The 13,749-nt window shown below is 64.2% G+C and carries 16 protein-coding genes; all 16 read left to right on the top strand.

What is annotated here, in order from left to right:
• Positions 1 to 3: 3 nt before the first annotated feature.
• Positions 4 to 384, top strand: coding sequence for a flagellar basal body rod protein FlgB (gene flgB, locus EN932_RS02780; RefSeq protein WP_127369911.1), 381 nt, complete (start codon positions 4 to 6; stop codon positions 382 to 384).
• A 2-nt stretch (positions 385 to 386) separates the two neighbouring features.
• Entirely contained in the window at positions 387 to 803 is a 417-nt protein-coding gene (flgC, locus tag EN932_RS02775; RefSeq protein ID WP_013529797.1) for a flagellar basal body rod protein FlgC, read from the top strand.
• Positions 803 to 1,129, top strand: a complete 327-nt coding sequence (locus EN932_RS02770) for a flagellar hook-basal body complex protein FliE (RefSeq protein WP_013529796.1) — start codon at positions 803 to 805, stop codon at positions 1,127 to 1,129. The genes flgC and EN932_RS02770 overlap by 1 nt, the downstream gene beginning before the upstream one ends.
• Positions 1,130 to 1,140: 11 nt before the next feature.
• A complete protein-coding gene (gene flgG, locus EN932_RS02765) occupies positions 1,141 to 1,929 on the top strand; it encodes a flagellar basal-body rod protein FlgG (protein ID WP_013529795.1) in 789 nt (262 codons plus the stop codon).
• 3 nt (positions 1,930 to 1,932) lie between these two features.
• Positions 1,933 to 2,460: a flagellar basal body P-ring formation chaperone FlgA gene (flgA, locus tag EN932_RS02760; protein ID WP_127385032.1), complete on the top strand. Its 528-nt coding sequence runs from the start codon at positions 1,933 to 1,935 to the stop codon at positions 2,458 to 2,460.
• Positions 2,457 to 3,698 (top strand): flagellar basal body P-ring protein FlgI, encoded by a 1,242-nt coding sequence (locus tag EN932_RS02755; protein WP_013529793.1) that lies wholly within the window; start codon positions 2,457 to 2,459, stop codon positions 3,696 to 3,698. Before flgA ends, EN932_RS02755 begins: the two co-directional genes overlap by 4 nt.
• Positions 3,699 to 3,701: 3 nt before the next feature.
• Positions 3,702 to 4,289 carry a MotE family protein gene (locus tag EN932_RS02750; protein ID WP_164753689.1) on the top strand — a complete coding sequence of 196 codons (588 nt, stop codon included), beginning with the start codon at positions 3,702 to 3,704 and terminating at the stop codon, positions 4,287 to 4,289.
• Complete coding sequence (gene flgH / locus EN932_RS02745; RefSeq protein WP_127369921.1) at positions 4,286 to 4,993, top strand: flagellar basal body L-ring protein FlgH; 708 nt, start codon at positions 4,286 to 4,288, stop codon at positions 4,991 to 4,993. The genes EN932_RS02750 and flgH overlap by 4 nt, the downstream gene beginning before the upstream one ends.
• A 17-nt stretch (positions 4,994 to 5,010) precedes the next feature.
• Positions 5,011 to 5,505 (top strand): flagellar basal body-associated FliL family protein, encoded by a 495-nt coding sequence (locus tag EN932_RS02740; protein WP_013529790.1) that lies wholly within the window; start codon positions 5,011 to 5,013, stop codon positions 5,503 to 5,505.
• Positions 5,502 to 6,233 (top strand): flagellar type III secretion system pore protein FliP, encoded by a 732-nt coding sequence (gene fliP, locus EN932_RS02735; protein WP_013529789.1) that lies wholly within the window; start codon positions 5,502 to 5,504, stop codon positions 6,231 to 6,233. Before EN932_RS02740 ends, fliP begins: the two co-directional genes overlap by 4 nt.
• 200 nt (positions 6,234 to 6,433) lie before the next feature.
• On the top strand, positions 6,434 to 7,435 hold the full coding sequence (locus tag EN932_RS02730) for a flagellin (protein ID WP_013529788.1): 1,002 nt from the start codon (positions 6,434 to 6,436) through the stop codon (positions 7,433 to 7,435).
• 267 nt (positions 7,436 to 7,702) lie between these two features.
• A complete protein-coding gene (locus tag EN932_RS02725; RefSeq protein ID WP_024502691.1) occupies positions 7,703 to 8,767 on the top strand; it encodes a flagellin in 1,065 nt (354 codons plus the stop codon).
• Between the two features lie 134 nt (positions 8,768 to 8,901).
• On the top strand, positions 8,902 to 10,548 hold the full coding sequence (gene fliF / locus EN932_RS02720) for a flagellar basal-body MS-ring/collar protein FliF (RefSeq protein ID WP_013529786.1): 1,647 nt from the start codon (positions 8,902 to 8,904) through the stop codon (positions 10,546 to 10,548).
• Positions 10,549 to 10,551: 3 nt separating this feature from the next.
• Positions 10,552 to 11,178: a hypothetical protein gene (locus EN932_RS02715; RefSeq protein ID WP_127385033.1), complete on the top strand. Its 627-nt coding sequence runs from the start codon at positions 10,552 to 10,554 to the stop codon at positions 11,176 to 11,178.
• Positions 11,175 to 12,512, top strand: a complete 1,338-nt coding sequence (locus EN932_RS02710; RefSeq protein WP_127385034.1) for a MotB family protein — start codon at positions 11,175 to 11,177, stop codon at positions 12,510 to 12,512. Before EN932_RS02715 ends, EN932_RS02710 begins: the two co-directional genes overlap by 4 nt.
• On the top strand, positions 12,509 to 13,749 hold a 1,241-nt coding region (locus EN932_RS02705), incomplete at its 3' end, for a chemotaxis protein MotC (RefSeq protein ID WP_128368712.1). The genes EN932_RS02710 and EN932_RS02705, both read left to right, overlap by 4 nt.

Genomic DNA, 13,749 nt, shown 5'->3' with positions numbered 1-13,749 from the left:
CCCATGGAGCCCGTTTCCCTTTTCGACCTCGCCGCCAAGCAAGCGCAATGGCTGGCCGTGCGCCAGTCGGCCGTGGCCGGCAACATCGCCAATGCCAACACGCCAGGCTATACGGCAAACGACGTCGAGCCATTCGAAAAGGTGCTCGACCGCGCCACCGTATCGCTGCAGGCCACCCAGGCCGGCCATCTCGGCAATGCAGCGACCAATGCCGGCTTCACCATCAAGCCGCAGGAAGATGACGGCGTTGTCATGCCGTCCAAGAACTCGGTCGTGCTGGAAGACCAACTGCTGAAGGCCGGCGAGGTGCGCCGGTCCTTCGAGCTCAACACGGCGATCGTCAAGGCGTTCCATTCGATGATGATGATGGCGGTGAAGAGCTGACCATGGACGCACTGACCGCAGCCCTCAAAGTCGCAGCATCCGGCCTCGGCGCCCAGTCGGAACGCCTGCGCGTGGTTTCCGAGAACCTCGCCAACGCTCAGTCGACGGGCACCGCGCCCGGCTCCGACCCTTATCGCCGCAAGACCATCAGCTTCGTCTCCGAGCTCGACCGGGCCTCCGGCAGTTCAACGGTTGCAGTGAACTCGATCGATCGAGATCCCAGTGACTTTCCAGTCGAGTTCCAGCCCGGCAACGAGGCCGCCGACGAGAAGGGCTACGTCAAGATGCCCAACGTCAACGTGCTGATCGAAATGGCCGACATGACCGAGGCCAATCGCTCCTACGAGGCCAACCTTCAGGTGGTCAAGCAGGCCCGCGACTTGATTTCCATGACCATCGACCTGATGAGGAACCAGTAATGATCAGCGGTATCGGAGCCCTTCAGTTCAAGCCGTCGATCGGCGGCGATGACGCCGCCACAAGCCTGCTCCAGGGCGGCGCGACACCGTCGGCCGGTGGCAATGTCGGCACCTCCTTTGCCGAGGCGCTGAGCCAGGCAGCCTCCAAGACCGTCGACACGATGCAGAATGCCGAGCAGGTATCGATGCAGGCGCTCAAGGGCGATGCCGACACCCGCCAGGTGGTCGACGCCGTGATGAGCGCGCAGCAGGCGCTTCAGACCGCCGTCGCCATACGCGACAAGGTGGTCTCCGCCTATCTCGAAGTCAGTCGAATGGGCATCTGAGGAATTCCGACATGAAAGCACTCGCCATCGCCGCCACCGGCATGAATGCCCAGCAGACAAATCTGGAAGTCATCGCCAACAACATCGCCAACATCAACACCACCGGCTACAAGCGCGCCCGTGCCGAATTCTCCGACCTGCTCTATCAGGTCGACCGCACGCAAGGCGTGCCCAACCGCTCCAACGCCTCGCTGGTGCCGGAGGGCGTCTCGATCGGCCTCGGCGTCAAGACGACGGCGGTGCGCAACGTGCACACCCAGGGCGAACTGACCAGCACCGGCAACAGTTTCGACCTGGCGCTGACCGGCAGGGGCTGGTTCCAGATCGAGGGTGCCGACGGCGGCACGCTGTACAGCCGCGCCGGCGCTCTCAACACCAACGCCACCGGCCAGCTGGTGACGGTCGACGGCGCTGCGGTCATTCCGGCAATCAATGTTCCCGTTGATGCCGTCGAGGTCATCGTCAACAAGACCGGCCAGGTCTTCGCCCGCATCGACGGGCAGACCGACCTGCAGAACCTCGGTCAGCTTCAGATCGCCAATTTCGCCAACGAGGCCGGCCTGGCGCCGCTCGGCGACAATCTGTTCCAGGAAACCACGGCTTCGGGGCCGGCGAACGTCGGCGTGCCTGGCGATCCCGGTTTTGCCACCATCCAGCAGGGCTATCTCGAAGCCTCCAACGTCGACCCGGTCAAGGAAATCACCGAGCTGATCTCGGCGCAGCGCGCCTATGAGATGAACTCCAAGGTCATCCAGGCCGCCGACGACATGGCCTCCGTGGTCTCCAAGAACATCAGGTAACGCATGATGTCGACGCCCGGCCTCCTGTCTGCATTCCGCCGCACCGCGCTCGTCCTTGCGCTGGTGACCGGCACGATGCCGGCTTTTGCCCAGGAATCGGCCAACCAGTCGGCCACCCGGATCGCCAGCAATCAAGCTGGCGGCGAGGTGGTGCTTATTCCGAGCCGGGTTATCTATCCCGGCGAGACCATCAACCTGGCTGCCCTGAAACAGGTCACCCTTACCGTCGGCAAGCACAAGCCGGAGGCGGTCGCCACACGGGCCGAGGAACTGGATGGCAAGGTCGCCAAGCGCACCCTGCTGCCCGGCCGCTACATTCCCTCCGCCGCCATCCGCGAGGCCTGGCTGGTCGAACAGGGTGCCTCCGTGCAGATCTTCTTCATCGCCGGCGGCCTGACGATCTCGGCGACCGCCGTAACGCTGCAACCAGGAGCCGCGGGCGACCTCGTCAAGGTTCGCAACATCGACAGCGGCAAAATCCTGTCCGGCACGGTGATGGCGGATGGAACCATCCAGGTCAGCGCTTCATGATGCGCGGGCTTACCTTGATCCTGGCAGCCGTGCTTGGCCTGCAGCCGGCGCTGGCCGACGGCCTGACGCCGAAGGCCAAGCGCGAGCTCGCCGCCAAGAATGGCGGCGTCTACAACGATCCCGAATATGATCCGGCCACCACAAGCCGCATGTTCCGGGTTTCGACCGGGCCGAGTTCGCTGCCGCCGGGCCAGGTCGCCTCGCGTATCAAGGACATCGCCCAGCTGCAGAGTTCGCGCGACAATCAGCTCGTCGGCTACGGCCTGGTCATCGGCCTTGCCGGATCGGGCGACAGCCTGCGCAACTCGCCATTCACCGAACAGTCGATCCGCGCGATGCTCGAAAACCTCGGCATCGCCACCGAAGGCGGCAGCGCGCGCGCCAAGAATGTCGCCGCCGTCATCGTCACCGCCAACATGCCGCCCTACGTGCAGTCGGGCGCCCGCATCGACATCGACGTCTCCTCGATGGGCGACGCGACCTCGCTTTCCGGCGGCACGCTGATCATGACGCCGCTGAAGGCGGCGGACGGCGAAATCTATGCCGTCGGCCAGGGCTCGGTCATCGTGTCCGGCTTTACCGCGCAAGGACAGGCCGAGCAGCTGACGCAAGGCGTGCCGACCGCCGGCCGCGTGCCCAACGGCGCCATCGTCGAGCGTGCTGTCCAAGCCGAATTCGACGATCAGGCGATCCTGACGCTGCAGCTGCGCAATCCCGATTTCTCGACCGCTATCCGCATCGCGGATGCCATCAACGACTACACCGGCCAGCGCTTCGGCATGCGGGTGGCGGCCGAGCGCGATTCGCGCACCGTCCAGATCAGAAGGCCGAAGGGTGTCTCGGCGGCGCGCTTCTATGCCGAAATCGAGAATTTGGTGGTCGAATCCGACACGCCGGCCCGTGTCGTGATCGACGAGCGCACCGGCACCATCGTCATCGGCAATGACGTCAAGATCTCACGGGTCGCCATCAGCCACGGCACGCTCACCGTGCGCATCACCGAAGCGCCGCGCGTCGTGCAGCCCGAACCCTTCTCCAAGGGCGAGACCGCGATCGAACCGTTCACCGCCATCGACGCCAGCCGGCCCGACGCCCGCGTTGCCGTGCTTGACGGACCCGATCTCCAGACCCTCGTTTCCGGCCTCAACCGCCTCGGCGTCAAGCCGGACGGCATCATCGCCATTCTGCAGGGCATCAAGTCGGCCGGGGCCCTGCAGGCCGACCTGGTTCTGCAATAGGCGATGCCGATGAAGCGCTCCTTCCCACGCCACGACAGACACCGCAAAGCCGCGATCCTGCTTGCGACCGCTTTTCTCGCGGCTCTGCCCTTTGCCGGCGGCACCGCGCGCGGCGAGGAGACGTTCCGCCAGGTCCTGCCGGGAGCACAGGTGGCGGCGGCGCCGCAGCAACTGACACGGGAAAAGGCGCCGGACCAAAGCGAGATCGAGCGCTTCTGCTCAAACATCGCCGACGCCGCCCGCGACCGCCGCTATGTCCTGCAGGCGCAGGAACTGAAGCAGCTCCAGGCTGGCATTGACGAGCGCATGAAAGCTCTTGATGCAAAGAAAGCTGAATACGAGACCTGGCTGAAGCGGCGCGAGGTTTTCCTGGCCCGGGCCGAGGACGGCGTCGTCCAGATCTACGCCGGTATGAAACCCGACGCCGCCGCCGAGCGGCTGGCCATCGTCAACGCCGACCTGGCTGCGGCTATATTGATGAAGCTCGATTCACGCAAGGCGAGCGTCATCCTCAACGAAATGGACCAGAAGGCGGCGGCAACGCTCACCGGCATTATGGCCAGCGCAGCCCGAAGGGTAGATCCGTCATGATCCGGAAGATGCTTGTCCTGTGCGCGGTTACCATGCTGTCCGGTTGCGGAACCAACCTCAAGGAGGTCGGCAGAGAGCCGGCCCTGTCCCCGGTCGGCTCCGGCATCGATGGCGGCAGCACCGGCTCGCTCTATCGATATCCGCAAACGCCGCCAGTGCCGGTCAAGAAATTCTCGTTGTGGGACGACCGCCAGAGCCGGCTGTTCACCGACCCGCGGGCGTTGTCCCAGGGCGACATCCTGACGGTCAAGATCAAGATCAACGATCGCGCCAACTTCAAGAACCAGAACGACAGGAGCCGCACCGCCAATCGCAAGCTCGGTTATGACCTCAGCGCGCAGTGGGACAAGTGGAGCACCGCCGGCAAGGGCGCCGGGGCTCTCAGCTCCACCACCGACACGACGGCTGACGGCGAGATCAAGCGCTCGGAAACGCTTGAACTCAATGTCGCGGCGATCGTCACCGATGTGCTGCCCAACGGCAATCTGATGATCACCGGATCGCAGGAAGTGCGCGTCAATGCCGAGCTCAGGGTGCTGACGCTCGCCGGCATCGTGCGGCCGGCCGATATCGGCGCCGAAAACACCATCCCCTACGAACGCATCGCCGAGGCCCGCATCTCCTACGGCGGACGCGGTCGCATCACCGAGGTCCAGCAACCTGCCTACGGCCAGCAGATCCTCGACCAGGTTCTTCCGTTCTAGGATCGGGGCAGGGCGCCGTGGCAAATATTGAACAGGTTCAGCCGCGCAAGGGTCCCTCCCCTGTCATTCAGGCCGGCATGCTGCTGCTTGTGACGGCGGCCGCCATTGGCGTGGGCTGGATGTCCGGCGGTTATCTCAAGGGCGTCGGCGCACCGGCCTCGGTACCGGTCGCGCCTGAGAACGAAGGTAAGATCATGCAGCCCGCCGCAGCCGAGCAACCAGGCCTGGGCCCGATGCTTGTCGTGCTGGCGCCGATCACCACCAACATCGCCTCGCCTGCCGGCACCTGGATCAGGATGGAGGTGTCCGTCGTCTATGACGCGCCGCAGCCACAGGCAATGTCGGATGACATCCACCAAGATCTCCTGGCCCTGGTGCGCACGTTGAAGATGCATCAGATCGAGGGAGCCAGCGGCTACCAGCACCTGAAGGCCGACCTCGAAGAACGCGCCGCGATCCGCAGCCAGGGTCACGCCAAACAGGTACTCATCAGGACATTGCTGCTCGAATGAGAAAGTTCCTTCTCGCCACCGCCATGATCGCCGCCGCCACCTCCATCGCGGCGGCTCAGCAGCTCGATCTCGGCGGCATCGGCAAGGCTGACGGCACCACCGTCGGCTACATCATCCAGATGTTCGGCCTGCTGACTGTTCTGTCGGTCGCGCCGGGCCTGCTGATCATGGTGACCAGCTTCACCCGCTTCGTCATCGCCTTCTCGATCCTGCGCGCCGGCATCGGCCTGCAGTCGACACCGGCAAACCTCATCCTGATTTCGCTGTCGCTGTTCATGACCTTCTATGTCATGGCGCCGACCTTCGATCAGGCCTGGAACACCGGCGTCAAGCCGCTGATGGACAACCAGATCACCCAGACCGAAGCCTTCGACAAGATTTCCGATCCGTTCCGCACCTTCATGCTGCACAATGTGCGTGACAAGGATTTCGACCTCTTCGCCGATCTCGCCCGCGAGCGCGGCCAGACCGTTTCGCGCGACACCGTCGACCTGCGCATCCTGGTGCCCGCCTTCATGATCTCGGAGATCCGGCGCGGCTTCGAAATCGGCTTCCTGATCGTGCTGCCGTTCCTGGTCATCGACCTGATCGTCGCCACCATCACGATGGCGATGGGCATGATGATGCTGCCGCCCACGGTGGTGTCGCTGCCGTTCAAGATCCTGTTCTTCGTCCTGATCGACGGCTGGAACCTGCTTGTCGGCAGCCTGGTGCGCTCCTTCAACTGACACTGCCGCGCCGGCTCGAAATTCCAGCAATATATTTTCGATTAACCGTCCGGTTTAGCCCTTTGGTAGGGACTTGCCCGCATATTCGCTCGCAGATGGCGGGTGATCGATTTCAGAGATCATTGGCATGATGCCGCACCGTCATACCGGGAGGCCCGGTATGTCAAAAAAACACCTGTAAAAACCAAGGTACGAGTACCATGTCCAGCATCATGACGAACTCCGCCGCGTTGACGGCTCTGCAGAGCCTTAACGCCACCAGCAAATCCCTCCAGGACACCCAGGCCCGCATCTCGACCGGTTATCGCGTCTCGCAGGCCTCGGACAACGCCGCTTACTGGTCGATCGCCACCACGATGCGCTCCGACAACCAGGCAATGTCCACCGTTTCGGACGCTCTCGGCCTCGGCGCCTCGAAGGTCGACACCGCCTATACCGGCATGAACAGCGCGATCTCCACCATCAACCAGATCAAGGCAAAGCTGCTGGCTTCCTACGGCCAGACGGACGCCTCGAAGGAAAAGACCCAGACCGAAATCACCGCTCTTCAGGCGCAGATGAAGTCCTACGCCGACGGCGCCACCTTCTCCGGCACCAACATGCTGTCCGTAGACAGCGGCTCAACAGCCACGACGGCTGCCGATGTGAAGATCCTTTCGGCCTTCAACCGTGACGCGGCCGGCGCATCTTCGATCTCGACCATCGACGTCAAGGTGGAAAGCATCAAGCTCTATGAAGCTGGTACCACCTCGGGCCTCGCGAAGGGCATCCTTGACACGTACCGCCTCGGCAGCGACGGCAGTGTGGCCGCAGCGGTCTCCGGCACGCAGACAGCTCTAGGGGCGGCTGCACTGGCCACCGACACCTATTCGGCCGCCTCGCTTTCCATCTTCTCGGGTGGCACGGCTGCCAGCGATTCGCAGATCAAGCAGATGCTGACCGTCATCGACTCCGCGCTCGCCGATATGACCAACTCGGCCACCACGCTCGGCGCCGCCAAGAGCAGTATCGACCTGCAGAAGACCTTCACCTCGGACCTGATGGACTCCATCGACCGCGGCGTCGGCCAGCTCGTCGATGCCGACATGAACAAGGAATCGACCCGTCTGCAGGCCCTGCAGGTCCAGCAGCAGCTCGGCGTGCAGGCGCTGTCGATCGCCAACGGTTCCTCGCAGTCGATCCTGTCGCTCTTCCGCGGCTGATCGCCTCCGCTCAACCACAGTTCGCACTAGAAATTCGGGCCGCGCCAAAAGCGCGGCCCTATTTGCGTTTGCTCCAGCCCCGCACAATCCTCGATCCTTAACTCTCAAAAGCCAGCTTTTAACAGGCTGTTAACCATGCCGCGCTAGTTATGGTTAACCAATAGCTTACGACAGTTGGCGAATCGGTCCGACCGGCACGATGCCAATCGTTGAACAGGCCCATCCGGCATGTCTGAGCATGTCGGCTTTTGAGAAGGAGCGACTTTCTTGGCGAGCATCATGACCAACGCCTCGGCGTTAACCGCACTTCAAAGCCTCAGCGCCACCAACAAGTCGCTCGAACAGACACAGGCCCGCATATCGACCGGCTATCGGGTCTCGCAGGCTTCGGACAACGCCGCCTATTGGTCGATCGCCACCACCATGCGCTCGGACAATTCGGCCCTGTCGACGGTGCAGGATGCACTCGGCCTCGGCGCCTCGAAAGTCGATGCCGCCTACACCGGCATCACCAACGTGCTGACGACGATCGGCCAGATCAAGACCAAGGTGTTGTCCATGGTCGGCCAGACGGATGCCGCCAAGGCGAAGACCCAGACCGAGATCAAGGCGCTTCAAACGCAGATGAAGTCCTTTGCCGATGCGGCCACCTTCTCCGGCTCGAATTTCCTCGCGGTGACCTCCAAGCAGGTCACGTCCGCCAATGATGGCGTCCAGCCCGACTCGCAGATCGTGTCCTCATTCAATCGCTCTTCATCCGGCGCTGTCTCGATCGGAACGATCAACATCAATGTCGAGGGCACCAAGCTTTTCGACTACGGCCTTGCCGCCGAAGTCAAGAACCAGGGCGTCCTCGATCGCCAGACCTCCATCTATTCCACGGGCGCCGCCCAGACCCTGTATGACAACGCCTATGCTGGCGTGATCGCGGGCGGAGGAACGGATATCGCCGCGAACACTGCCGGCCAGACGGCGGCGGGAGCGGTCACCAAGGTCGACAATATTTCCGCCTACAACCTCGACATCACGGCCCCAGGGGTGACCGACGGCATCATCACCCAGATGGTCACCATGATGGACAAGGTCATGGCCCAGTTGACTGATTCCGCCACCATCATCGGTTCGGCCAAGAGCTCGATCGACCTGCAGAAGACCTTCACACAGAGCCTGATGGACTCCATCGACCGCGGCGTCGGCCAGCTCGTCGACGCCGACATGAACAAGGAATCGACCCGCCTCCAGGCCCTGCAGGTGCAGCAGCAGCTCGGCATCCAGGCACTGTCGATTGCCAACAGCTCCTCGCAGTCGATCCTGTCGCTGTTCAAGAACTAATCGCGGGCGCCACCGGCGCCTCCTTTTCGCACTCCGATTGACGGGCCGCGCCGCAAGCGCGGCCCGATTTCATTTTCGCACAAGCTTCGAAGACTAGAGTTCCGGCGGACAATCATGCTGGGAGTCGTTGAACCGTGCCGGAACAGATCCAGAGCATCATCTCGAATCTCCGCGGGTTTGGCGTGAAGCGCCTCGCCATGCTGGCGGGCATCGCCGTTCTGGTGATGGGCGTCATCGGCATCGCCTCGGTCTATCTCAACCGCCCCGCCTACGACACGCTCTATGTCGGACTCGACCGCGCCGACGTGAACCAGATCGGCCTGGTGCTCGGCGAAGCCGGCATCGGCTTCGATGTCGGCGCCGACGGAACCTCGGTTCTGGTGCCGGCCGGCACCACCGCCCAGGCGCGCATGCTGCTTGCCGAAAAGGGCCTGCCGACCAGCGCCAATGCCGGCTACGAATTGTTCGACAATGTCGGCTCGCTCGGCCTCACCTCGTTCATGCAGCAGATCACCCGCGTGCGCGCGCTGGAAGGTGAGATCGCCCGCACCATCCAGTCGATATCGGGCATCAAGGCGGCGCGGGTCCACATCGTCATGTCCGAACGCGCCAATTTCCGCCGTGACGAGCAGCAGCCTTCCGCCTCCGTGGTCATCCGCTACGCCGGCATCGACGCCGAAAAGAGCGCCATGTCGATCCGCCATCTCGTCGCCGCCGCCGTCCCCGGCCTGTCGGCCGACAAGGTGACGGTGCTCGATTCCAGCGGCAATCTGCTGGCTGCGGGCGACGACCCTTCCAACACCAGCGCCGCCCGCACGCTCGGCGTCGAGCAGACCGTCGAGGCGCAGATCGGAGACAACATCCGCCGTGCGCTGACGGCCTATCTCGGCCCCGACAATTTCCGCGCCAGCGTCAAGGCCGAGGTCAACACCGACACCCGCCAGACGGAAGAGACCATCTTCGATCCGAATTCCCGCGTCGAGCGCTCGGTGCAGTCGGTGCGCGCCAACGAGAACAACAACCAGAAGCAGGCTTCCACTCCGGCCAGCGTCGAGCAGAACCTGCCCGAGACCCAGGCAACCGCCACCGATGGCCCGCAATCCTCCTCGCAGAACGACCGCAGGGAAGAGATCACCAACTACGAGATCAATTCCAAGAAGATCGCCACCGTCTCCAACGGCTACACCGTCACCAAGATGTCGATTGCCGTGGTCGTCAACCAGCAGCGGCTGACGACCATCCTCGGCAAGGACGCCACACCGGAGCAGATCGCCAAGCGCGTCGCCGAGATCCAGAAGATGGTTACATCCGCCACCGGCCTGGATGAAAAGCGCGGCGACATCATCGACGTCTCGGCGGTCGAGTTCATCGATGGCCTGGATGGCGAGGCGATCCCGCAGGCGGGAATGCTCGATTCGATCGGCCAGCATGCCGGCACGATGATCAATGCAGGTGCCTTCATCGTCGTGGTGTTCCTGGTGGCCTTCTTCGGCCTGAGGCCGATGGCCGCGGCGCTGACGGCAAAGGCTGCTCCAGCCCTGGCAGGTCCCAGCTTCGACGACGTCCAGCGCTCGCTGCCGACGCCGGAGGCAATGGCGGCCACCGACAATGCCGCGGTTGGCGCCTTGCCAGGCACACGCCCAGGCCCCACTCCGCTCGACGATCTTCGCCAGAAGATCCGGCCGGCGCCGCAGGACCGGCTTGCCAGGATGGTCGACCTCAACGAGGAGCGCACCGCGCAGATCCTGCGCAAATGGGCTTCCCAGGAAGTGGCGGTGTAAACCATGCCTTCCGTAGCCCTCTTCGACCTTCTGCCTGATTTCGGCACGCGCGCGCAGCGTGCCGGCCAGCCCCGGGCAGCAGTCGATCCCGAACACAAGCCCGAGACGCCGGCGCCGCAAGCCGATATCGGCACGCTGATCGCCGAGGCGGTTGCCCAGGCGGAGGCAGCGCTGGAGGGCCGCCTGGCGGCTGCGCATGACGCCGCGCTCGAAGCCGAACGCCAGGCCAGTGCTGAGGAAACAAGGATATTTCTCGAAAGCCTTGGCGACGATGTCGGCAAGGCGGTCTCGTTGCACATTGATGCGATGGAGGCGCGCGTGACCGGACTTGTCGCCGGCACGGTCGCCCGCATCATCGGCGGCATCGTCAGCGACGATCTGCAGAAACGTTCGATCGATGCGTTGGCAGACGCCGTCCGCGAAGCGGTTGGCGACGCCGAGGCTGTGCGCATCGTCGTGCGCGGCCCGCTCTCGATGTTCGAAACACTGAAGGCATCGCTCGGACCCCGCGCCGCCAATCTCGATTTTGTCGAGGCCCCAGGCTTCGACCTGACCGTGGCTATCGACGAGGCGGTGTTCGAAACGCGCATGGCCGAATGGTCGACGACCCTCTCGGAGGTCCTGGCATGAGCGTCGCCAACGCCGATCAGGGCCGCCACGAGATCATCATCGTGCGGCGCAGTCATGACGACCATGACGAGGCCCACCATGGCGGCGTCTGGAAGATCGCCTTCGCCGACTTCATGACGGCCATGATGTGCTTCTTCCTGGTCATGTGGCTGATCAACGCCGCCAACGAGCAGACCAAGGCAGCCGTGGCCAGCTACTTCAACCCGGTCAAGCTGGTCGACCGCAATTCGAGCCGCAAGGGCCTGGAGGATCTCGGCGACGGCCCGCGCGCCATGGGACTGACGGCCGACGATCCGCAAGAGGCGACCAGCAAAGCCGGACAGAACGGCAATGCCGGCGCGGGCGCGTCGGAGCGCAAGCAGGACAAGCAGGAGCCACAGCAGGCGGAACACTCCGACGACCATCTCTTCGCCGACCCCTACGCGGTGCTTTCGGAAATCGCCACAGATACCGGCGTCATGCAGAATGTCAGCCAGAAAGGCGATGGCGGCGTGCAGGCTGCCGGCCCGGCTACCGGCGCCTCCGGTGGCGCCTCCTACCGCGATCCTTTCGAGCCGGATTTCTGGTCGCAGCAGGTCGCCGCGCCCGGCGCCGAGGCCAGCGCCCAGCGCACCAAGATCGAGGGCGATCCGGCCAAGCCCGGCGACAAGACCGCCGAAACGCAGGTGCTCAAAGTCAAAGCCGTGCCGCCTGTCGCGGCACCGCTCGAGCCACTGGCAAAGGACGCGACCAGTAAACAGGCCGCGAACCCTGCCACGGCATTGGCCGGCGAGACCAAACCGGACGGCACCAAGGCCGCGGTAGCGAAGGCTAAGCCTGAGGCGCAAAAGGCCGTCCAGCCCGACATCGGGGAGAAGCCGCCAACCGCTGCTGCCGTGAAGGCAGCGGCCGACGTCAAGCGGCAGTTGGCCGATGCTTTCAAGCCTGGCGACAAGCTGCACGACGGCGTCTCGGTCGAAGCCACCGACAAGGGCGTCGTCATCTCGATCACCGATCAGCTCGACTTCGGCATGTTCGAGGTCGGCTCGGCGTTGCCGAGACGCGAACTGGTGCTGGCAATGGAGAAGATCGGCCGCATCGTCAACAGCCAGAAGGGCACCATCAGCATCAACGGCCACACCGATGCCCGGCCGTTCCGCAGCGACAGCTACGACAATTGGCGGCTGTCGACGGCGCGCGCGCATTCCGCGTACTACATGCTCGTGCGCGGCGGCGTCGACGAACGCCGCATCACCGAGGTCGCCGGTTTCGCGGACCGCCAGCCGAAAATAGCAGCCGATCCATTGGCGGCCGCGAACCGCCGCATCGAGATCCTGATGGCGACCGGCGGATGAAGCGAGCGGCCGTCACCCGCCGGTTGATTGGCCTGTTGCTGCTGGCCGGCGGACACCCGTCCACTGGTTTCGCCCAGGAGGCCCTGCAGCCGTATCAGCTGGTGCGCTCGCTGCAGCTCATCCAGGACCGCATAGCCGCCGGCGATCATGCCGCCCTGCCGATGCAGGCCAAGCTGCTCGAGATGACGGATGCGCGCCTGCGCGCGGCGAATGCCGAGGACTACAAGGATCCCAAGAATTTTCGGGCCCTGCTTGTCTACGGCATGAGCGGCGGCAACCCGGTGACCGTCGAAGCGGCCACGTCGCGCGCTACGGCGGACCCGCAAAGCCTTGCCATCGCAAAAGGCGTGATTGAGTACCTCAACGGCAGGCCCGGCAAGGCTATCGAAGCCTTGAGGCCGATCGATCCCATGGCGCTGCCTCCGGATCTCGGCGCCTTCCTCGCTTTGGTCAAAGGCTCGCTGCTTGCCGGCGATCAACCGGCGACCGCACTCGGTCTGCTCGACGAGGCAAGATTGCTCAGCCCCGGCACGCTGGTCGAGGAAGCGGCACTTCGCCGTTCGGTCGGCCTTGCAGTCGCGCAAGGCGACGCGGCACGTTTCGCCCTTGCTTCCACCCAGTATGTCGAGCGCTACCTCTATTCGCCCTATGCCAGCCAGTTCGCGGACTCCTTTGTCTCCGGCGTCATCGCGCTGCACATGTCGATCAGCCAGGACAAGCTGGGCGACATCACCTCGATGATGGATCCCGAGCGCGAGAAGGTGATCTATCTGCGCATCGCCCGCCGTGCCGCGATAGACGGCCTGAACGACCTTTCGGCCTTCGCTTCGGCGCGGGCCGAGCAGGGCCGTGACGGCAACACCAATCAGGACGATCCACGCGCCCTGCTCTATGCCAGCCTTTCCACCGTCACCTCGGGCACAATCGAGGACATTCGTGCCAAGCTCGGCAAGATCGATCGCAGCCGGCTGTCGGAGGGCGACCGCGCCTTGCTCGACGCCGCTCAGGCCATTGCCGGCGAGGTCGTCGCGCCGCCCACCGCCCTTCCGGCGGAAAAGCCTGCCCCTGTCGCGGCCGAGCACCCCCCGGCTCCCGAGATCGCCACGCCGCAAAACGCCGATGACAGTGGCTTGCCACCGGTCGAAGGCGCCATCTCGGAGCAACCCGCCGCCACCGCGGCCTCCGGCGGATCGGCCGCCAATGCGCCGGACACGGCGGCAGTTGCAGCCACATCCGC

The organism is Mesorhizobium sp. M7A.F.Ca.US.002.01.1.1 (assembly GCF_004022955.1).
Taxonomy (GTDB): domain Bacteria; phylum Pseudomonadota; class Alphaproteobacteria; order Rhizobiales; family Rhizobiaceae; genus Mesorhizobium; species Mesorhizobium ciceri.
Note: the sequence above shows the minus strand (reverse complement) of the source record. Positions and strands in the feature narration are given on the sequence as shown.